Raw genomic sequence first — 21,172 nt, 5'->3', positions numbered from 1 at the left:
GCCACTTCATCTACTCCTTTGAACGCTGGCGTCCCGCAGCTCGACGATCTTGACGTTGCCGTTCTTCCAACGCGCGTCCACGAGCCGCAACCCAATCTAACAGCTTCTCACCAGCCTTAGAAGGCAACCGCGACAGCACGCCGAGCGCTTGATATACTGTGATGGCTTCGAATTCGAGGAGCGCTGCGAGCTTGCGCTCAAGCGGCATCTGCAAAAACTCACGACGCAGACGCTCCATCGGCTCCTCCTCATCCTTCCGATCGCGCTTCTCTTCCGCCATCGCTTCTCTGACGACCAACTCACCGCCGCGCTCGATCAGCGTTTGACATGCAAGACGCCATCCGGCAGATAACTGCTCGTTTGTCAGGCGCTCGCGCTCAACCATCGTCGGCGCAGATAATAGTTCGAGGCCCGCCTCGACGATGACCGCGCAAGAATCGCATCGCCCACGCCCACCACATTCGGCACGCAGCCGCGCGCCCAAGCGCCTTGTCGCCTCCCAAAGATAGCTGCCCTCAGGGATCACCCCGCTCAACCCATCAGGCTCATATCGCAAATAGACGCTCATCGCAATCCGCTCTCTTCGCTTTAAGGGCAAAGTACACTCAAACGGCGCTTTTTTCAACCGAGACGAAGCTCGGAAGATTAGCGCGCAAACTTCCTTCATCAATCGCACTGCGGCGTAGTGGTTCCTTACAGGCTCAAGAGATTAGCACGAAGACTTCACATATCTGGCGGTAGTATCTTAAGCGGACTAGATCGCGGCTTGAGATCCCCTCGCGTGAGAAGAATATTGGCAGCAAGCTCTCTCCATAGAGAGCGGCTTTAAGCCCGACAACCGAAGGGGATGAAGCATTCGAAGGCGAGGAGCGATCGAGACCTTAAAAGTTCGAAAGGGCGAGAGGATGATCCTTCGCCCTTTCGAACTTCGACGAACAGTTAAGATTACATCACACTAATGGTTTCCGCGTTGTTGGGCCACAGTGGGGCTTTCGAACTTCGACGAACAGTTAAGATTACATCACTTATGCGCGCGAGCCAGTGACAGACGCACACGCGGCTCGACCGTCTCCAAATTATGTCGCGCTGGCGCGCGGTCGCGACAGTCGGCACACAGACCGAAGATGCGCAACGAGTGCTGCTTCGGCTCGAAACGGTACTTGGCTGCGATCTCGTTCTGAATCGCCTCTAATTCCGAAGAGAGGAATTCGATCGTGTGACCACACTCGACGCAGATCATGTGATGGTGATGCGGAAGTTTGGAGTTACGCTCATAGCGCGTTTTGCCGTCACCGAAACGCACCTCGCGCGCGATCCCGGCCTCGGTCATCAACTTCAACGTGCGATAAACGGTTGTCTGCCCGATGGTCGGATCCTTCTCTTGCACGAGACGATATAGATCCTCGCTCGATAGATGCTCGTCCGTGCCAAGAAAGACATCCAAGATCAGATCACGCTGCGCGGTGCGCTTCAAACCGGCACGCTGAATGTGATGATGGAAGATCTCCTTCTCCCCCATCACGCTGGACGCGCCGTTATTACCAGTCGAACGTTCATTCAGCGTTAGAGTCGAAACAGGTTGCGCCATCTCTACTGGTCCTCTCGTTTCCTCGAACCGTTTCTTGCGAGCCATAACACTCACACTCGCGATCTTTACCCCTCGGCGATCTTGCGACACTTAGCGCAAAGGCCGCGAATCACCACATCGAGCTCTTCGACCCGATGCCCGCTCTGAAGCGGCAAACGCGCCTTCACGCTAAGACGCTCGACCTTGACATCCTCAATTAAACCGCATCGGCGGCAGATGAAGTGGTGATGCGGCTCAACCTTGATGTCATACCGCGTCACCCCGCCCTGCCCATACAGCTCTTGCACCAGCCCAGCCTCGTGCAACGCATGCAACGTGTTGTAGACGGTCGCCCGCGACGCACACGGAAACCGCTGATTGACCGCCGCCTCGATCTCCTCGGCGGTCGGATGCGTCCGATTGCTCCACAAATAATCGAGCACGGCGTAGCGCTGCGGCGTCACCTTCAAACCCGCCGCGCGCAACTGCCCTTCAACCCAAAGACGAACTTGTTTATCATTGCGTGGCACGTAAATTAGATTAAGTCTAAACGGTTATTTTGTCAAGAAATGCGTTTCATCTAAATCGAGCTTTCGTCTAGGCCGTCGCCCTCACGCCTTCCCCCCGGACAGAGGCCGAAAATTGGCCTTATGGGCTTGTCTTCCCGACAGTGAGCGTTCACGGCGTCCATGCTTTTTGGCCCCGAACCGGTTGCGTGGTATCATCTGCCAACGGTGCCGGGGTGGCGGAAATGGCATACGCGACGGACTTGAAGTCAATTTGAGCACTTCGGCAGGAAACTCCGGGGTGAATGGAGTCAAAGTCGGCGAAACCTTCTCAGCTTGCGCTGATGGCAACGCCGAGCTAAGGTTGGGTTCGATCGAACCCAACAAAGTGTAGAGACGAGACGGCTCCCTCCTAAACATCGCGCGTGCGATGCATGGAGAAGGCATCGTCCAGACCACAAACCGCGCTTGGGCGCGGGCGGCGAAAGCCGTAGTGGTAAGAAAATCCGTTGGCCGAAAGGCCTTGCGGGTTCGAATCCCGCCCTCGGCACCAATTGGTCGGCGACGCCAATTCCTATCGCTTTCCTCCCCTTCCAGTGCTATCATGCATCAAGCGCACGCGATCTTTGCACGGCGCATATGGCGTAAGATCACCTCTCAGTCAGACCCGTTTCTTCTCAGTCCCCCTGGATTCGTAAGGAAGATCTCTGAAAGGGAGGGCAAAGAGAGATGTCTGCCAGCACAGGGACGAAGGATACCGTCTATAACCTCGTGAGCATTATCTACCACGCGCTACAAGGCGCTGAGACTTACGAGCAGTACGTTCGCGATGCGGAGAAGAGCAACGATCAGGAGCTCGTGCAGTTTTTCCACGAGGTCTGCGATCAGAACAAGCGAATCGCCAAACGCGCGATCCAACTGCTTTCACGCCAACTCGAAGAGCAAGCCAAGAGCACGGCTACAGGATGACTGAAGCGGGAGGTATGAAGATGGCGCAATGCGAAGTCTGCGGTAATGACTACGACAAAACCTTCCAAGTGATCATGCGCGGTCGCACGCACACCTTCGATAGCTTCGAGTGTGCGATCCACGCTTTGGCCCCGACTTGCGAACATTGCGGGTGCAAGATCGTCGGCCATGGCGTGGAGATCGGCGACGCTTTCTACTGTTGCGCGCACTGTGCCCGTCGAGCAGGTCTGAACGTCGTACAGGACCGCGCTTGAATTCCACGGCGGATGTTTGTTCAGGCAAACATCCGCCCACTTCAATCTCTTCTCCCAATGCGCTCCACTTCGCTTCCGCCGAATAGTTTCGTCGTTTTGTCGGTGACGCTCGGCGGATGGGCGGGCAATCTGTTGCTCAGCGCCCCATCAGGGGGCGACGAGATGACGGGCGTCTTCGCCGATGGCAAACGCAAGCCTCCGGGTTCGAAGGCGAGCGCGTAGAGGATCCTCATCAAACCGCCGACGAAGAAGATGACGGCGGCGAAAGCGACCAATGCATCCGGCAGGGCCATCAATTCATTTAGGACCGCGAGCAAAGGCGTGATCACGCATCCGCTCAGCATGACGATCGCCCCATGCCGCACGCCGCGTCGGCGCGGCGATTCCTGCAGTATGGGGAGCGCCCCATCGTCGGCCAACAGCAAACGCACCCCATCCAAAAGGAAGCCACACCGAGAACAGAAATGGCCCTCGTCGTTGAACGGCTGACCACAGCGCGGGCAAAACATCTTTATCCTCCCAGTGCGCCGAACGCGGGTCTCGACGTTGGGCGCCCAAGTCATATTCAGACGCAATGTCTGTCTCACACTATACTCCTAAAAATTACGATTCTGAATGTTAACAAGATGCGACAGCGTTGTCCTCATGCGGTCACATAGGCGCAATCAGATACGAGGGAGGCGCTCATCGGAGAAGAGCCTGAAGGTGGCAAATGCCCGGCCCTGATGGTGGGCCGCGCGCATCAATGTTTCGGTCAAGAGCGCAAGCAGCGGTTGCAACTGTCCGGAAGGGACCGCTATTTGACGGAAGAGATCCTCATCGGAACGGAAGGAAGCGAATCCTCGCCTCCTCGTCTCTTCGACTTCCACGAGGTATTCGATGACGCTTTCCGGCGTCGGAAGATTCTCCGGCAGCGTCCATTCGAATGGATCATCCCAAAGATTCGCCGTAATGCCGCCGAAAGTCTGTTCGATGGCCGCGGCGCTGCGCAAAATATGTTCACCGCAGGAATAGACGGGGAACCACTGCGCCGCACGCGGTTGCCAGTAGAGCTTCTCCTTGGGGATCAGGCGGGTGAGCGCGCAAGTGCTCTCATGCAGCCGCGCGAATTGTTGATCGAGGTTCTCGATTAATCTTCTTTCTGCCGCGACCGACATCACCCTTGCGCGCCCCCTCGCCAGTTGCTGGAAAGAGTGACTGGCAATCTCTATGCCACGGGATCGCCTAACCCGATCTCCGCTTGCTCTCCTCGAGGATGGTGCCGAAATTTCGCCCACCGAAGCTGAAACCGTTTTGTATTCGCCCTTCGGCTCCGACGCGCGCGCCGCGCGCGGGCACGCCGCGTCGCGTGACGACCCACATTCGCCCAGTGCCGTCGTCGAGTTCGTAGACGCCCATCCCTAAAGCGCCGTAACTGTTCGTTACGGTGCCGGCGATCGCCACCTCCTTATTCTGATAACGCCCGGGATCGGCGTTGATCTTAGCGATCGTCGTGCGATTCGGGCAAGCGGTCAGTAAGAGCACGGATGCGATGACGAACGAGAAAGCGATGGTCTTCCAATGCTTGATCATGAATCTTCTCCTCGACCTCCAAAGTTCTGCTCGTAGGACTCGATCGGGGGAGAGAAGATTTCACGTCTGTGATGAACGGCCTCACGCATTTCGTTGCCGAACCAGCCAAGACTTCCTCTCGCCTACCGACTGTACCAGCCAAGCGGTCTTCCCGACAGATCGATCCACACGCTTTTAACCTGTGTGTACAGTTCTATGGCGTGTTTGCCCATTTCGCGCCCATACCCGGATTGCTTGTATCCACCGAAGGGCGAAGCGGCGTTGAAGATATTGTAGGTGTTTATCCAGACGACGCCCGCGCGGATTTCGCGCGCCAGACGATGCGCGCGCACGATGTCGCGCGTCCAGACGCCCGCCGAGAGGCCATAGATGGTCCGGTTAGCTTGTTCGATTAGCTCCTCCTCGTCCTTGAAGGTGATGACGGCGGCGACCGGGCCGAAGATCTCTTCCTGTGCGACGCGCATCTCATTCTTCACGTCGGCGAAAATCGTCGGGCGGAAGAAGTAGCCGCGCGCGAGCGCGCCTTCGAGTTGCGGTTGTTCCCCGCCAGTGACCAAGGTTGCCCCCTCTTCGTGCGCCAGATGCACATAGTATTTCACCTTCTTCAACTGCTCTTCAGAGACCTGCGGCCCCATCTGCGTCTGTTTGTCCATCGGATCGCCGAGGCGGATTCGCTCGGCGCGCTCACGAAACTGCGCGAGGAAATCGTCCTTGATCCTCTCATCGACGAAGATGCGCGACCCAGCCGTGCACACTTGTCCTTGATTGAAGAAGATGCCCATCAAAGCGCCGTTGACGGCCTGTTCGAGATCGGCATCGGCGAAGATGATGTTGGGAGATTTGCCGCCGAGCTCCAGTGAGACTTTGGTCAAATTCTCAGCCGCCGCGCGCGCGATCTTCTTCCCGACTTCGGTCGATCCGGTGAAAGCGATCTTGTCGATGCCGGGATGCGACGCGAGCGCAGCTCCCGCCGTCTCGCCGAAACCGGGGACGATATTGACGACGCCATCGGGGAATCCAGCCTCTTGGATCAATCTGCCTAGTTCCAAAGCCGTCACGGGCGTCTGCTCCGCAGGCTTGAGCACGACCGTGTTGCCTGCCGCCAGCGCCGGGGCGAGCTTCCAAGCCGCCATCACGAGCGGATAATTCCAGGGGATGATCGCGCCGCAGACGCCGACCGGTTCGCGCACCGTGTAATTGAACAAGCGCCCCGGAACGGGGATCGTTTCGCCCTCGATCTTCGTCGCCATCCCAGCAAAGTACTCGAAATGCTCGACGACCTCGGGCAGATCGACATAGAGCGATTCGCGGATCGGTTTGCCGTTATCCGCCGTTTCGAGCGCGGCCAACTCCTTCGCCCGTGCGTCGATCAACTGGGCCAGCTTGTAAAGCAGCCGCCCGCGATCGCGCGCGCTCACTTTGGACCACCTGCCTTCGAAAGCGCGCCGCGCCGCTTCGACCGCCTTGTCGATATCGGCCTTATCAGCTTCGGCCACTTCGGCCAGAACCTCTCCCGTCGCTGGATTGATCGAGTTGAAAGTCTTTCCCGACTCGGCGTCGACCCATTGACCGCCGATGAAGAGTTGATAACGCCGAGGCATGCTCGATTTCTCCGCTTGCTGCGCTGACACCGCTTCTTCCCCCCTTACGAAACGTTCGTCGGACGATTTCGCCCATAATGTAGCACCCGAGCGCGATCCGAGTCCAAGATGCCCTTTGTGATTTTTGCGTGGCTCGAGATGACAAAAGCGCAAGCTCATGACCGATCTCTCGGATCAAGATTTCGATCCATATCCGTCCGACTGGCGAAAGCATTGCAGCTCGGCCCGTCGGCGAGTAATATCCAGAGCGAAGATCCCATCGGCCCAAGAAAGGAGATCGAACATGCGTCGCCTTCTGCCTTTCGCTCTGTGCCTCTTCGTCTCTTGCGCGAAATCGAGCCACGCGCCATCTGCGGCGTTCAGCGGGACGATGATCGATCTTTCACACCCATACGATGAGCAAACGATCTTTTGGCCCACCGCTGAACCGTTCAGACTTGAAAAGGTCTCGGACGGTTTCACCGATAAAGGCTACTATTACGCCGCGAACAACTTCTGCACTGCCGAACACGGCGGCACGCATATCGATGCGCCAAAACACTTCGCGCCGAACGGCAACACCGTAGATCGCATCCCGATCGAACAGTTGATCGGGCGAGCGATCGTCGTGGACGTGAGCGATAAATGCGCCGCCAATCCGGATTATCAAGTGAACATCTCCGACTTCGAAGCATGGGAGCAACGTAACGGAAGGATCCCTGATGGCGCGATCGTCCTTTTGCGAACCGGCTACGGGAAACGCTGGCCGGACCGGACGAGCTACTTGGGAACCGATGAACGTGGGCCCGAAGCGGTCGCTAAGCTCCACTTCCCCGGACTTGCCCCTGAAGCGGCGCGTTGGTTGACGAGCAAGCGATCGATCAAAGCGATCGGGCTCGACACGGCGAGCATAGACTATGGCCAATCGCAGCTTTTCGAAAGCCATCGGATACTGTTCGAACATAACGTGCCAGCCTTCGAGAATCTCGCCAACCTCGACCGATTGCCAACCAAAGGGTTCATCGTCGTCGCGCTGCCGATGAAGATCGCTGGCGGGAGCGGCGGTCCGCTTCGCGCCGTCGCCATCATCAGCGAAGGGGGCGCCCAATGATCTTTCGTTCAAACGGCCCACAACGTGGCGACGATACGCGCATGCGTTTAGACGAGCGCACGATGATCATTCGTTCGAACGATCCGCATCGCCAACCAAAAGGCGCGTAGATCGACTGCCATGACGGGACCTTCAAAGATCATCTTGGCCTGGAGCGGGGGCAAAGATTCCTGCCTCGCGCTCCATGAGCTTCTCCGCTCAGAGGAGTTTCAGATAGTTTCGTTGCTGACGACCGTGACGCGCGATTACGCGCGCATCAGCATGCACGGCGTGCGGCAAGAACTGCTCGAGGCGCAAAGCGCCAGCTTGAGATTGCCGTTGGATCGCGTCCTCATCCCCAAAGGAGCCGACAACCGGACATACGAAGCGGCGATGGCCGAAGCGCTCCTTTCGTGGCGCGAGCGCGGCGTGATGCGGATCGCGTTCGGCGACCTCTTCCTCGAAGACGTGCGCGCATATCGCGAACGGATGCTCGCCCCGCTTGGAATAGAGGCCCTTTTCCCGCTCTGGAGACGCGATACGCGCGAGTGTGCCCATCTTTTCCTCAAGCTCGGCTTTCGCGCCGTCGTCGTCTGCGCCGACGCGAGCAAACTCGAAGCGCACTTTACCGGACGGGAGTACGATGAGAGCTTTCTGCGCGATCTACCGGAAGGCATCGACCCATGCGGGGAGAACGGAGAGTTCCACACTTTCGTTTATGACGGGCCGCTCTTCTCGGAAGCCATCCGTTTCACCATCGGCGAGCGCGTCGAACGTGATGGTTTCCATTTCTGCGATCTGGTGCCGCAAGCATGAGAGGAGAAAAAATGAGCGCAGGTGAACTACCTGCGCCTCAAGTGGACGACAAAGAGGCTTTCGCTTAGCTGAGCAGGCCGCGGAACTTCGCCGGCGTGTATCCGGGAAAGATCGTTCGCAGATCCGTGACCCGGAGATGCTTCTGGGCCAGTTCGCCGAACACGTCGCGGAAATCGGTCGTCAGCGCCAGATCGCGCCCCTCATTGAGCTGATCGCTTTTCAACCCGGGCCAATCGCAGTAGACGCGACCGCCGCGCGTCGCTCCGCCGATGACGAACATGGCGTTGGCGTGCCCGTGATCCGTGCCGCGGTTGCCATTCTCGCGCGCCGTGCGCCCGAACTCCGACATCGTCACGATGACGACATCGTCCATGAGCGGCCCGAGGTCGGCGACCAGCGCGGCGATGCCTTGGCTGAACTCCTCCAATCTCGCGGCGAGTTGTCCGCGCGCCCCTCCTTGGTTGACGTGCGTATCCCAACCGCCGATATCGGTAAAAGCGACTTCGAGGCCGACGCCGGACTTGATCAACTGCGCGATTTGGCGCAGCGCATCGCCGAAGCGTCCGCGCGGGTAGACGGCTCCGTTCGCTGGCTTGTATTGATTCGGATTGACGCGCTTCAAAAAGCTGATGGCCTCGAAAGTCTCTTTGCCCGCTGCGCTCAACAAACGATCGTTAGTCAACTGCTCATAGAGCGCTTCGAATCCGTTTTGCACACCAGCCGCCGCATTACCGCCCGTGCGGATGGTGAAGTCCGAGAGATTCTGGATGGCCAAAGCCGGCGCACGCCCCTGAAGTATGCGCGGCATGTTGGGCGTCATCGCGACGGCGCGGAAAGGCGTAGCGTGCGGATCATTGTGCGCTTGCAACAGACGGTTGAGCCATCCATCGGGCGTCCCCTTGCGCCCCGGCGTCCCCGTCTCCATGTAGTCTTGCGCGTCAAAGTGTGAGCGCGTTGAATCTGGAGAGCCAACCGCGTGAACGATGGCTAAGCGTTGCTCGCGCCACAAAGGCTCGAACGGCGCTAGCGCCGGATGCAAGCCGAAGAACCCGTCGAGGTCGATCGCGCCATCCTCGCTTCGCGGTTTCGGGATGGCGATGTTCGGACGATAATCGTAATAGGCGCTTTCGCCGTAAGGCACAACCATATTCAAACCGTCCACCGCGCCGCGCTGGAAGATGGCGATCAAAGTCTTCCGCCTTCCGCCGCTCGCGCTCAACGCTTGTGCGACGGTGCGTTGCAAGAAGGATGGGGCTGAACTCATCAAACCGAAGCTCGCTAGCGCGATGCTGCCCGATTTCAAGAAGAACCTTCGATTCATGTTCATAGGACTTCACCTCGTTAAGCTTGACGATCTTTCACTGCCGTTGGAATTCCGGCGAACCGAGGACCAGAGCGGCGATGCGGGCGATCTCCGCGCGCGCGCCCGTCATCCCGCCGTTTCTCACCGCAGGATTTGATCCATTCGTCTCCGAGCCGACCGATCGAACAGCCGTTCTCTCCATTTGCGCTCCGATCGCTTGTGGCGCTGCCGGGTCAAGCTGCGCGATCAAGCGTTCGCGCGCTTGCGGCGAGATCTTCTCGTCGAGAAAGAGAGTGACGAAGCGATCGAAGATCCGCCGCCTGTCTTCCGCGGTCAGACTGTTCTTGGCTGCGAACTCGGGCACCAACTTCGTCACATCGACGCGGGTTCCCGGAATGCGGTTATGGGCGAGCGCGATGGCGAAGTTGATGCGTTCGAGCAACGCGCCCGTGTTGACCCAGTAATCAGCTCTGTCGGGATAGCCGTTCGGAGCTTGATATAGGTAGAGCGGTTCACCCATGCGGGCGATCCAGTTGTGGATCGCCGGACCACCGTCGGTATCTCCGCCGAGCGCTCGGATGGCGCTGACGACCAGCTCAAACGGCGTCTTGATCTTCGCGCGGCGGGCCTCTGGCGCATAGAACTCCGGCGAAGTGAAGATCGCGCGCAACGTTTCGCGTATATCCCCGTCTGTCTTCAGAAAGACTTGCGCGACGCGATCGATCAGAGACTGCGGCGGATCATCGCTGACGAAACGACGACAGAGTTTCGTCGCGATGAAACGCGCCGTCGAAGGATGGCGGCTCAAAATATCGAGCACTTTCAAACCATCCTCGATGCCGCCGCCAGCGGGGATCTTGTGGCCCAAAACGACCTTTTCGCCCGTATCATGCATGCGCGGGTTGAAGACGAACTTCCCAGCCCGCTCGTTCAGAATCTGCGCGATGCGTTGCGCCAGCGGCTCACCCTGCTCCGAAACCATCCACCCGGACAGGGCGTAAGGATCGAAGATGGTCCAGCCCGTAAAACAACGCGCCACTTCTTGGACATCTTTCTGCGTGTAGCCGCCATCGACGCCGAGCGTATGCAGCTCCATCAGCTCGCGCGCATAATTTTCGTTGATCCCGCGCCGCCGCGCCGGCGACGGGCGCATTTGAGGCTGACCCTTCCTCTCAGCCTGTGCCGCCCTCATCGCTTCAATGGCGGCCTGACGCTCCATCAAACGCGGGAGGTTGCGCCCTCTCCCAATAGCGGCGCCGAGCCCTAACCGACCGAGCCGCATCGCCTCGCCGCTTGAAAGCGCTTGACGACGCGGCGGCGGCGCATTCGGGCTGACGCTCTGGAAATTGTCGAGATAGAAAAGCATCGCCGGGCTTTGCGCCGTGGCCACAAGCAGATCGCGGAATTTGCCTAAAGCATGCGGTCGGATCACCTCACGCTCGTATTCGGGCAGATACCATCGTGTCAATCCCTTATCGGCGTAGACGTTGAAGTGATTCATCCAGAAATCGACCATCACCTCTTGCAGTTGTCGTTCGCTGTAAACGGCGCGGATGATCCGCTGCGCCTGCATCTCCTGCGTGATCCGCTGCGGCGGCAACAGCCCGTTCTCGATAAAGTACTGCCTCAAATCCCGTCTGAACTCGCGTTTGCTCTTTTCACCACCATTCACCGTCGAATCGCCCGTCGGCTTTGGCGAATTATTTGCTGGTCCAGCGGCGGAAGTCGATTTCGAAGTTTCGCTCGAGGAGGCGACGCCGTTCTGCTTCTTGTACTCATCGCGGAGCGTGGCAAGATCGGGCGGCAATTTCCCTTGCCGATCGAGCACGCGGATCAACTGTCCGGGATTCGGATATTTGGCCAAGAGTTCGCGCGTCGCCATGAACGGAGCTTGCAGATTCTGGAGTCGAGCTTCTGTCGCCGAATCATCTATCCGTTCAGGATGAAGCTGCTCTTCGATGTAACGCTCGATGCCCATGGCGCGCACGCGCTCGACATCGCCCGGACGCGGGCCGAATCCCAAACGGTTCAGCACGTGAATGATCAGTTCATCATCGGCGTTCGCGGACGGCTTCCGCCCTGCCGCATTCACTTGCACCGAGGCCGCATTCGCCACCGACGACCAAACGAGCGCCCAAAGGCAAAAGAGCGCCATCGCGCGGCGTCCGACGCCCTTTCGGCTTAGGAAGTTGAATCCGATCGCTACCATCCTTATAAGACTCCTCGATTTCGAAGGACGAAACCCAAACCGCAGGATCGTTGGGGAGAGCCTTATCGTCAACCACAATTTTAGACGAACTGCGCGGGCGACCGGTTGAAAAAAGTTTCCTCGCTGGCTCGCCAAGCTCCCTAATTGCTTTCGACCCGAACAAACAGCCGCGGCGAAAAGGCGACGGCGGATTTGAAGCGCGAGGGGAGCCGCAGTGGCTCCCTATTGACGTCGCGCGCCCGCCGGATGCGGGTATGAGACCGGGCTGCGATGCCCGGCGCGATCGACGGCCCGGACGCCGAAGAAGTAGTTGTCCTTCGACAATCCGCGCACGGTGTAGCGCGTGACGCGCCCGACGAATCGTGAGTTGGTCCACACCGGCGCAGTCGTCTCTCGCCAAACGATCTCGTAGCCAGCGAGGTCCGGCTCGACGCTCGCTTCCCATTCGAGCTCTGTGTCGTCGCTCGGGCGCGGGTTGATTCGCACGTCGCGTGGCGCCGCTGGCGCGCGCGCCAACTCGGCGAGCGCCGCGGCGTTGATGCGCGCAACGCGCGCGATGTACTGGTAATCGACGAACTCCGGCAGATCGCCATAAACGATGCCATTCTCCGTGCGCACGTTCTGGTGCTGATGGCGGAAGTTCTCGTGTGGCTCCGTAAAACGCACCGCAGGATAACCACGTTGCAAGAATGGAATGTGATCGCCGCCGCGCCCATACCGATCACGCCGATAGATCAACCAGACGCGCATGCTCGGAACGTAACGCTCGCCGACCTCTTTGATGAAACGCGCAAGCTGACGCGATGGCGAGTCGTTCTCTCCGCCCACGCTTTGACGTGCCCGGGCTTCCTCCGGCGTCTCGCTTGTCGGCACACCTTCGGAGAAGACGCGCACGGTGAAAGGATCGCGCACGCCGTTTCCGCCGAGCGTATTGCCGATGATGTCGTTAGTGAACATCGCAGCGATCCTCATCCCCTTCCGCTTCGCCTGCTCGGCGAAATAGGTCGAACCGAGCAAACCCTGCTCTTCGCCCGCGACGGCCGCGAAGATGATCGTCGCATCGAACTGATGCCGAGCCATGACGCGCGCCATCTCGAGAACCGCCGCGACTCCCGAAGCATCGTCATTCGCCCCGGGCGCATCGCACGTCGCATCGGTGGGGCTGCCGCACATCGAATCGTAGTGACCGCTGACGACGTAGACGCGATCCGCGGACTCCGGCTGGGTGCCACGCAAAATGGCGATGATATTCGTGATCACAGTCGGCTGCGGGACGCGCCCCCGCGGCGGCGGTTGCGCTTCTTGTAGGAAGGATTGCTTTTCGACGGTCATACGACCGCCCGAGGTGCGGCTGATATCGAGAAACTGCGCATAAATCCAGTCGCGCGCTGCGCCGATGCCCCGTTTCGGATCATCTTGCGCCGAGAGAGTGTTGCGCGTCCCAAAGGAGACCAATTTGCGCACCGTCTGTTCGATCCGTCGCGCATCTATCTCAGCGATCATGCGTGCGATCTCCGGATCGATCTCTTTCGGCGTGCGATGAACAGCACGTCGCTGCGCGACCCCCGCTTCCAAAGAGGCGGCGACGATCAACGCGATGACGAAAAGAAGCCTTCTCATCTGCTCTGTCTATCCCCAGCGTTGATTTGCAAGGCAAGATCTCGCGTCGCGAAGTTAACTGAAAACATGAAAGTCTGGCAACACCGCGGCAGCGCCGCAGGAAGATCTCGCATCGCGAAGTTAACCCCTCGCGGCTTCAAGCGCCTAGCGAATCGGCTGGACCGTTCGGTTCGATTCCGCGAAGCTGGCGCGCCTGGACCGCTGAAGTTGGGCTCGATCCGCGCTTTGAAACGATTGTTTTCCCCGAGCGCGCGCGGAGCCGATGATGGTGGCGGGATTCGTCAAGGCCCGCCCGTCTTTTCCCCGAACGCGCGGAGCCGATTCAAATCGGCGACCGGCGGGCTGCCTCGAATGCGTCTTCACCGAACGCACGCGGAGATTGGCATCCGACTTAAACTTGAGAGATCGGATCGCGCGACGAAGCACCGATGCGCTCTTTGGCACTCAACCGTTTTGACACCCCGCGCGGGCGTGCGTTAGAGTCAAAAATGGTTACCATGTCGACGTTGCGCGTCACGGAGATATTCCGCTCGATTCAAGGCGAATCGACCCATGCCGGGCGCCCGTGCGCTTTCGTGCGCTTGACCGGATGTCCGATGCGCTGTGTGTGGTGCGATTCGACCTACACTTTCACGGGCGGCGAGCGCATGACGATCGATGCGATTCTCGAGCAAGTGCGCGCGTTTGACTGCCGCTTAGTCGAAGTCACGGGCGGCGAACCGTTAGCGCAGCGCGCCAGCCTCGAGCTTATCCGCCGCCTTTGCGATGAAGGCTACGAGGTGTTGATCGAAACGGGCGGTTACTTCTCCACGGAAGAGGTCGATCCGCGCGCAGCGATCATCCTCGACGTGAAATGTCCCGCTTCGGGCGAGGCGGAGCGGAACCATTGGCCGAATCTCGAACGACTGCGAGCCGACAAGGACGAGGTGAAGTTTGTCATCGCGGATCGCGGCGATTGGGATTTCGCCCGCGACATCATCGCGCGCTACGATTTGGAGCGACGCGCGCACGCCATCTTGATCTCGCCCGTGTGGGGTGCCGTAGATCTGCAGATGATGGCCGAATGGATCATTTCGAGCGGCCTTGACGTGCGCATGCAACTTCAAATGCACAAAATCATCTGGGGGCCGGAAGCGCGCGGCGTATAACGCCTTGAGCATAGCGTTCCAATCGAGGTGCAAAAGATGGGCGGCAGCAACGAGATCGTCGATCAATCCGTCACAGAGGTTGGAAGCGAATTCGAAGGGAGTCGAACGACCTCGGATCCGCGTTTTGCCGTTTGCCTCGTCTCTGGCGGCATGGATTCATGCGTCACGGCGGCGATCGCGCGCGAGGAGAACGATCGGCTCGCTTTCCTTCATGTCTCCTATGGTCAACGGACGCAGGCCCGCGAACGGCGTGCTTTCGAAGATCTGGCCGATTTCTACGGGGTCGAGCAGAGATTGACCGTCTCGCTCGAAAGCTTGGCGCGCATCGGCGGATCCTCTCTGACCGATGAACGGATCCCGGTGGCGGAAGCCAACCTCGCTTCGCGTCAGATCCCGACCAGTTACGTCCCGTTTCGCAACGCTCATCTGCTCGCGACGGCTGTAAGTTGGGCCGAAGTCTTGGGAGCAGGCCGCATCTACATCGGCGCGGTAGCGGAAGACTCCTCCGGTTACCCTGATTGCCGACCGGAGTTCTATGCAGCTTTTCAACGCGCGATCGATGTCGGCACGCGACCGGAGACGCGCATAGAGATTCGCACCCCTGTCATACACATGCGCAAATCGGCGATCGTTCGCCGCGGCATCGAATTGGGCGCGCCTTTCGCGCTCACGTGGTCCTGTTATCGAAATGAGGACCGCGCCTGCGGGCATTGCGACTCCTGCGCCCTGAGGCTGCGCGCTTTTCGCGAAGCGGGCATCGCTGACCCGATCCCGTATGCCGATTGATCGCGCGCCGCCTCGGCAACGGCGACCCGCGTCCGGACATCATAAGCGAGATGCGCAAGAGGGAGATCGCGCGCGCCGCTTCGGGCTTGCTGGCGAACGTGCTAAGCTGATGAAGTGCTGTTACCCTAAGAAGATGAGCGATCCCGCTCAAAACGCGGGATCAAACGGCATCATCTTCTCGACCGAGAGGAGACCACAACTATGCGCACAAAATTCTTAAGTATCGTCATCGCGGCGCTCTTGACCGCTTTGAGCGCCTCTTCGGTTTCGGCGCAGGTCGTCACGGCATCGGGAAAAGTCACGCTCAAGCAACCCGATGGGACGACCGTTCCGGTGCCCAATGCGACCGTTATCTTCTATCGCACGGATATCAAGGGCGAATACCGGACCAAGACCGATAAGAACGGGAGATACATCTACGCGGGCATCCCCTTGACCGGCACGTACATTATCGCCGTCAGCGCGCCTAACGCGCAACCGACCTTTCTAAGCGACGTGCGCATCAGCCAAAGCCCCGAGAACGATTTCGTGCTCGAACCGGGCGACGGCAGCACGTTGACCTTGGAGCAGATCCGGGCTCTGATGGCTAAAGCGCCAGCAAGGGCGGCGGGCGCTCCGGAAAGCGCCGAGGCACGGCGCGCACGCGAGGAGATGGAGAAGAAGCGCGCCGAGATGGAGGCCGAAAGGAAGAGGCTCGAAGAGCTCAACACGAAACTCAACGAGATCCTCAAAGCCGGCAACGATGCCTTCTCGGCGAAGAGATATGACGAAGCGATCAGCTACTACGATCAAGGGATCCAAACCGATCCCGAGCAAGCGGTCTTCTACCGCAACAAAGCCTTGGCGCTGCGCGCGCGCGGCGTGGACCGCTACAACGCCGCCGTGAAGAACAAAGACCAGACCGGGCGCGAAGCGGCGGTCGCCGATTTCAAAGCTTCGATCGAGGCGACGGAGAAAGCGCTCGAAGCTCAACGAGCGTTGCTCGCTAAACGCGCGAGCGCCGAACAAGCTAGCGGCGCCGCCGGTCCGGCCCAGCCGAAGAACGAGGAACTACCCTATCTAGAGAGCCGCGCCGAATCCTATCGCTTGGCCCTGCAGGTCGGCCTGTCGGATATGGCCGAAGGGGCGATCAAAGCCTACCAAGAATACATCGCCGCGGAGACGGACCCGGCCAAAAAGGCGAAAGCGCAAGTCAACCTAGCAGATGCGCTCTTTCAAGCCGGGCGCGTTGATGAAGCCATCGCTCAGTACAGACAGCTTTTACAAGCTAATCCGAATAACCTAGACGCGCTCTACGGACTGGGGATCGCGCTCGCCTCAGATCCGGCGAAGATCAACGAGGCGATCGAGGTCTTCAAACAGTTCGCCGCCAAAGCGCCAGACACCGATCAGCGTAAACAGCAAGCGCTGCAAACGGCGCAAGATCTGAGCGAATCGCTCAAACAACAAGCGCAACCGACCAATACCAACGAAACCAACACGGGCGGTCGCACTCGTCGCCGCAGGCCGTAAAAGATCTCCATCTAAGACGCGCGGCGAAGCTCGAAATAAGCGAGCTTCGCCGCGTTGTTCTTGCAGCTTGCGGCGCGCCGCACCTGTCGTGATAAAGATGGCTCGCAACCTCGAAGAGAGGATATAATGTGAAACACGCCGATGGATGCTAAAGAGCTGGCCTATCTCCATGATCTTTACGTCGCTCCGGATTGGGGGGAACGTTTCGCCGAGCTGCTCGATGAGAGCATAGCTCTTCCCGAAGAGGGCGAGGTGCTCTACATCTCGGCGGGAACGGGCGGCCATGCGCTCGCGCTCCTGGAGCGCGCAAGTGAGGATGTGCAACTTGTCTGCACCGATGAAGACGCCGAACGGTTAGAGATCGCGCGGGCTAAAGCTGACGTGATGAAACTCGCCGAGCGCGTCAAATTCCGCGTCGCGCCGATGGAAGAGACTGGATTCGACGCCGGGCGATTCGATCTGGTCATCGCCGAAGCGTCACTTACGACACCGGCGCGATTGCCGCAGATCTTCGCCGAAGCGGCGCGCGTCGCAACGTATGATGGATTGATCGCTTTGGGAACGACGACAGCCGCGAGCTTCGGCGAATTCTTCTCCATTTACTGGGAAGCGCTCGATCGCGCCGGACTCGATCAGATCGCGACCGACGTGGTCAGCCGCTTCATCAACGAACAACCTACGATCTCACACCTCGAAGAGATCGCAGAACAGAGCGGCCTTAAAAACATCAAGACGCGCACGCGCATCGAAGAGTTTCGCTACGACTCAGGCGAAGACTTTTTGAATTCTCCCTTCATCGCCCACTTCCTTCTCGAGAAGTGGCTGGCACCGATCCCCGAGATCGAACGACGGAGCGCCATCTTGCGCGAAATCGCCCAGCTCATCGATGAAGAACGCCACCACGCCGACTTCCCTTTGACTTACAAGGCCACCGTCATCACGGGGCGCAAGCGATGATCCTCGTCAGCATCGGAAACGATCCTCAGCTGGGCCAGTTCGGTCGCATCATCCTTGGGGGCGCAAGCGATGATCTTCGTCGCATCGGAAACTTTAGGCCAAGCCCTCTCGCCTCAGATCCGGGATGATTGCATTCAATCGGCCTTCCCGTTACACTTTGTCTAGCTTGCGAGCAAAGCCGGCATAGCGCGGGTCGAACGATGAGAAGCGTTTCGAGAAAAGCGATCTGCCTCGCCTGTCTCGCCCTCGTGACCAGACAGATATTCGCCCTCGCGCCCGATCGGAAGATCGCTCAATACATCCATGACGTTTGGCGGGCCGAGAACGGTCTGCCACAAAACACCGTGCGCGATATACTGCAGACCCGCGATGGCTACATCTGGTTGGCGACCGATGAAGGGCTCGTTCGCTTCGACGGGTTACATTTCACGGTCTTCGATAAACAGAACACCGCCGCGATAAGGAGCAACAACATTCAGGTCCTTTACGAAGATAGGCAGGCCAATCTATGGATCGGTACGGATAAGGGACTGGTCCGCCTGAAAGATCAGCGGTTCGTTTGCTATTCCACAGCGGAAGGGCTATCGAACGTCAACATTCGATCGATCTACGAAGACCATCGAGGGGACATTTGGGTAGGAACGCTGAATGGGCTCAACAGATTCAGGGACGGGCGCTTCGATGTCTATACGATCAAAAACGGCTTGCCAAGCAACAGCATCAACTCCGTGTATGAGGATCGCGCTGGCTCCCTCTGGATCAACACGAGCGGCGGGTTGGCCCGCTTCGATGGCGAACGATTCACCACCTACGGGATCGAAAGCGGATTCCCCGCTGGGACGGTGACGGCGGTTTTGCAAAGTCGCGATGGGGATCTATGGTTTGGCACGTCGGGCGGGCTGGTCCGCTTCAAAGACGACCGCTTCACGACCTATACGACCAAAGATGGTCTCGCCAATAACATGGTCTGGGCGCTGTGCGAAGATCACGCGGGCAATTTGTGGATCGGCACCGACGGCGGTCTGTGTCTCTTCAAAGAGGGGAGATTGATCTCGTACACGACGCGAGATGGCCTTTCTGACAACAGCGTGATGCTGATCCGCGAAGACCGCGACGGCAATCTCTGGTTGGGGACGGCGGGAGGATTGACGCGCTTCAAAGATGGCAGGTTCGATGTCTACACCGCTCGCGATGGGCTTTCCAACAACGTCATCCTAGCGATCTATGAAGATCGCGAAGGCAATCTATGGGTTGGGACCGAAGCGGGCGGACTGAACGTTTTCAAAGATACCAAGTTCATCACCTATGACTCGCGCGATGGGTTATCCGACGACATGGTCTGGACGGTGTACCAGAGCCATGATGGCAGCATTTGGATCGGCACGCAGTCGGGTGGCTTGAACCGTTTCAAGGATGGCTCCATCGCAGTCTACACGACCGAGGACGGGCTTCCGAGCAACACGGTCAGAGCGCTTTGCGAAGACCACGAAGGGGCGCTGTGGATCGGCACTCCTCGCGGTTTGGTGCGCTTCAAAGATGGTCGATTCAGGACCTACACCGTTCAGGACGGGCTATCGAGCGACGCGATATGGGCCATTCATGAAGATTCGAATGGTCAATTATGGATCGGCACGCTCGGCGGTCTTACACGATATAAAGGCGGCAAATTCACGATCTACACGACAAGCGATGGCCTCTCTGATGATGCGGTGCTCGCGATCCAATCGACTCCAGATGGCGCTTTGTGGATCGGCACGCGCAACGGCGGCTTGAATCTTTTCAAAGATGGGAAATTCACAGCCTACACGACCGAGCAAGGATTATCCGATAACAACGTGCGAGCGATCTATCGCGATCGTGAAGGCGCGCTGTGGATCGGCACGCGAAGGGGCGGATTGAATCGTCTCAAAGATGGGCGCCTCACCAGCTACACGACGCGCGAGGGATTGGCCGATGATTGCGTTTATCAGATCTTAGAAGATGAGCAGAACAATCTGTGGATGAGTTGCGCAAAAGGTATCTTCCGCGTCAACCGCCAAGAACTCAACGCTTTCGCCGAAGGGAAGATCGAAGCGATCCATTCCATCTCCTATGGGACGGAAGATGGGATGGGAAGCCGCGAATGCAATGGAGGCCAACCGGCGGGCTGGCGAAGCGCCGACGGACGGCTCTGGTTCCCAACGATGAAGGGGGTGACCGTCATCGCGCCCGAAAGCATGAAGATCAATCGCACGCCCCCTTCGGTCGTCCTCGAACAGGTGATCGCCGACGGCACCGCCTATGATCCGACGCAGCGCGCAGAGCTTCCTGCTAACACCAGCAGGATCGAATTCCAGTATACGGGACTGAGCTTCGCCGCCCCGGAGAAGGTGCGTTTCAAGTACAAGCTCGAAGGATTTGACAAAGATTGGATCGACGCCGGAACCAAGCGCACCGTAAGCTACACGAACATTCCGCCCGGAAACTACAAGTTTCGCGTCATCGCCTGTAATAACGACGGCATATGGAACGAAGCGGGCGCATCCTTCGCCTTTCACTTGAAACCTCGTTTCTATCAAACGCTCTGGTTCTACTCGCTGCTCGGCGTGGCGATTCTGCTGCTCGGTTGGTTCATCTACCGGTTGCGCCTCAAACAAGTGCAGGCGCGCTTTGCCGCCGTGCTCGCCGAGCGCAACCGCATGGCGCGCGAAATCCATGATGCGCTCGCACAGGGTTTCGTCGGCATCGGATTGCAACTCGAGGCGATGGAAAAAGCGCTCGCCGAATCGCCTCAAATGGCGAAGAGGCATCTCGAAATCGCGCAACGTATGGTAAGCTACAGCCTTGCCGAAGCCAGCCGTTTGGTCTGGGATCTACGCTCGCCGATCCTTGAGAACGGCAATCTGGCGGAGGCGCTTTCCGAAATCGCCCGGAGGCTGACGTCGGGCACAACCGTTCAGGTCGAGATGCACATCAGCGGATCACCGCGCCGCCTCGCTGAATCGGTCGAAAGCAACCTGCTGCGGATCGGGCAAGAAGCCATCACGAACGCCATCAAACACGCTCGCCCGCGACGGATCGACGTCGAGCTCTCTTTCGAACCGCAGCGAGTGATCTTGCGCGTCAAAGACGATGGCTGCGGGTGGGATTTAGCCGAGAACGATTTGCTCGCCCGAAACGGCCATTTCGGTCTGCTCAACATGAGCGAGCGCGCCAAACAGATAAAAGGCCAACTGGCGATCAGTAGCCGTCCCGGCGAGGGGACGGAAGTCAAAGTCACAGTTCCGATCACCTGAACCGCCCT

General features: G+C 58.8%; 19 protein-coding genes. 9 read left to right on the top strand and 10 right to left on the bottom strand.

The features are described 5' to 3' along the window. Nucleotides 1-10 precede the first annotated feature (10 nt). From PYK22_RS09790 to PYK22_RS09780, 3 genes are all read right to left on the bottom strand, one after another. Nucleotides 11-568: a 2Fe-2S iron-sulfur cluster-binding protein gene (locus PYK22_RS09790; RefSeq protein ID WP_041976758.1), complete on the bottom strand. Its 558-nt coding sequence runs from the start codon at nucleotides 566-568 to the stop codon at nucleotides 11-13. A gap of 453 nt (nucleotides 569-1,021) precedes the next feature. After that, nucleotides 1,022-1,588, bottom strand: a complete 567-nt coding sequence (locus PYK22_RS09785; protein ID WP_211197668.1) for a Fur family transcriptional regulator — start codon at nucleotides 1,586-1,588, stop codon at nucleotides 1,022-1,024. A gap of 65 nt (nucleotides 1,589-1,653) precedes the next feature. After that, on the bottom strand, nucleotides 1,654-2,097 hold the full coding sequence (locus tag PYK22_RS09780) for a Fur family transcriptional regulator (protein WP_041976754.1): 444 nt from the start codon (nucleotides 2,095-2,097) through the stop codon (nucleotides 1,654-1,656). 705 nt (nucleotides 2,098-2,802) lie between these two features. Here PYK22_RS09780 and PYK22_RS09775 point away from each other — a divergent pair. Continuing rightward, nucleotides 2,803-3,042: a hypothetical protein gene (locus PYK22_RS09775; RefSeq protein ID WP_041976752.1), complete on the top strand. Its 240-nt coding sequence runs from the start codon at nucleotides 2,803-2,805 to the stop codon at nucleotides 3,040-3,042. 20 nt (nucleotides 3,043-3,062) lie between these two features. Next, nucleotides 3,063-3,296: a hypothetical protein gene (locus PYK22_RS09770; protein ID WP_041977239.1), complete on the top strand. Its 234-nt coding sequence runs from the start codon at nucleotides 3,063-3,065 to the stop codon at nucleotides 3,294-3,296. Between the two features lie 41 nt (nucleotides 3,297-3,337). Here the strand turns inward: PYK22_RS09770 and PYK22_RS09765 are convergent, their stop codons facing one another. The 4 genes from PYK22_RS09765 to betB all read right to left on the bottom strand — a co-directional run bounded on the left by PYK22_RS09765 (nucleotide 3,338) and on the right by betB (nucleotide 6,469). Further along, entirely contained in the window at nucleotides 3,338-3,805 is a 468-nt protein-coding gene (locus PYK22_RS09765; protein WP_157770804.1) for a zinc ribbon domain-containing protein, read from the bottom strand. 156 nt (nucleotides 3,806-3,961) lie between these two features. After that, nucleotides 3,962-4,453, bottom strand: coding sequence for a hypothetical protein (locus PYK22_RS09760; RefSeq protein WP_041976748.1), 492 nt, complete (start codon nucleotides 4,451-4,453; stop codon nucleotides 3,962-3,964). A gap of 67 nt (nucleotides 4,454-4,520) precedes the next feature. Next, the gene (locus PYK22_RS09755; protein WP_060635534.1) at nucleotides 4,521-4,868 is read right to left on the bottom strand and encodes an OB-fold nucleic acid binding domain-containing protein; all 348 of its coding nucleotides are present in this window, start codon (nucleotides 4,866-4,868) and stop codon (nucleotides 4,521-4,523) included. A gap of 122 nt (nucleotides 4,869-4,990) precedes the next feature. Beyond that, entirely contained in the window at nucleotides 4,991-6,469 is a 1,479-nt protein-coding gene (gene betB, locus PYK22_RS09750; protein WP_041977234.1) for a betaine-aldehyde dehydrogenase, read from the bottom strand. A gap of 283 nt (nucleotides 6,470-6,752) precedes the next feature. On the opposite strand from betB, the gene PYK22_RS09745 reads away from it, so the two are divergent. Continuing rightward, a complete protein-coding gene (locus PYK22_RS09745) occupies nucleotides 6,753-7,559 on the top strand; it encodes a cyclase family protein (RefSeq protein WP_041976745.1) in 807 nt (268 codons plus the stop codon). Between the two features lie 120 nt (nucleotides 7,560-7,679). After that, nucleotides 7,680-8,354 carry a Dph6-related ATP pyrophosphatase gene (locus PYK22_RS09740; protein WP_041976743.1) on the top strand — a complete coding sequence of 225 codons (675 nt, stop codon included), beginning with the start codon at nucleotides 7,680-7,682 and terminating at the stop codon, nucleotides 8,352-8,354. 64 nt (nucleotides 8,355-8,418) lie between these two features. Here the strand turns inward: PYK22_RS09740 and PYK22_RS09735 are convergent, their stop codons facing one another. From PYK22_RS09735 to PYK22_RS09725, 3 genes are all read right to left on the bottom strand, one after another. Beyond that, entirely contained in the window at nucleotides 8,419-9,675 is a 1,257-nt protein-coding gene (locus PYK22_RS09735) for a DUF1501 domain-containing protein (protein ID WP_211197667.1), read from the bottom strand. A 37-nt stretch (nucleotides 9,676-9,712) separates the two neighbouring features. Then, nucleotides 9,713-11,866, bottom strand: coding sequence for a DUF1800 domain-containing protein (locus PYK22_RS09730; RefSeq protein WP_060635533.1), 2,154 nt, complete (start codon nucleotides 11,864-11,866; stop codon nucleotides 9,713-9,715). Nucleotides 11,867-12,088: 222 nt separating this feature from the next. Beyond that, nucleotides 12,089-13,486: a M28 family metallopeptidase gene (locus tag PYK22_RS09725; RefSeq protein WP_041976739.1), complete on the bottom strand. Its 1,398-nt coding sequence runs from the start codon at nucleotides 13,484-13,486 to the stop codon at nucleotides 12,089-12,091. A gap of 488 nt (nucleotides 13,487-13,974) precedes the next feature. On the opposite strand from PYK22_RS09725, the gene PYK22_RS09715 reads away from it, so the two are divergent. From PYK22_RS09715 to PYK22_RS09695, 5 genes are all read left to right on the top strand, one after another. Beyond that, entirely contained in the window at nucleotides 13,975-14,634 is a 660-nt protein-coding gene (locus PYK22_RS09715; RefSeq protein WP_041976732.1) for a radical SAM protein, read from the top strand. A gap of 36 nt (nucleotides 14,635-14,670) precedes the next feature. Beyond that, nucleotides 14,671-15,420, top strand: coding sequence for a 7-cyano-7-deazaguanine synthase QueC (gene queC, locus PYK22_RS09710; protein WP_083437762.1), 750 nt, complete (start codon nucleotides 14,671-14,673; stop codon nucleotides 15,418-15,420). 201 nt (nucleotides 15,421-15,621) lie between these two features. Further along, the gene (locus PYK22_RS09705; protein WP_041976731.1) at nucleotides 15,622-16,932 is read left to right on the top strand and encodes a carboxypeptidase-like regulatory domain-containing protein; all 1,311 of its coding nucleotides are present in this window, start codon (nucleotides 15,622-15,624) and stop codon (nucleotides 16,930-16,932) included. 141 nt (nucleotides 16,933-17,073) lie between these two features. Then, the gene (locus PYK22_RS09700) at nucleotides 17,074-17,889 is read left to right on the top strand and encodes a class I SAM-dependent methyltransferase (RefSeq protein ID WP_041976727.1); all 816 of its coding nucleotides are present in this window, start codon (nucleotides 17,074-17,076) and stop codon (nucleotides 17,887-17,889) included. A 200-nt stretch (nucleotides 17,890-18,089) separates the two neighbouring features. Next, a complete protein-coding gene (locus PYK22_RS09695; protein ID WP_041976725.1) occupies nucleotides 18,090-21,164 on the top strand; it encodes a sensor histidine kinase in 3,075 nt (1,024 codons plus the stop codon). Nucleotides 21,165-21,172: the final 8 nt, after the last annotated feature.

Origin of the sequence: Pyrinomonas methylaliphatogenes (assembly GCF_000820845.2) — a bacterium.
GTDB classification, from domain to species: Bacteria; Acidobacteriota; Blastocatellia; order Pyrinomonadales; family Pyrinomonadaceae; genus Pyrinomonas; species Pyrinomonas methylaliphatogenes.
This window is presented reverse-complemented; position numbering and strand designations above follow the sequence as displayed.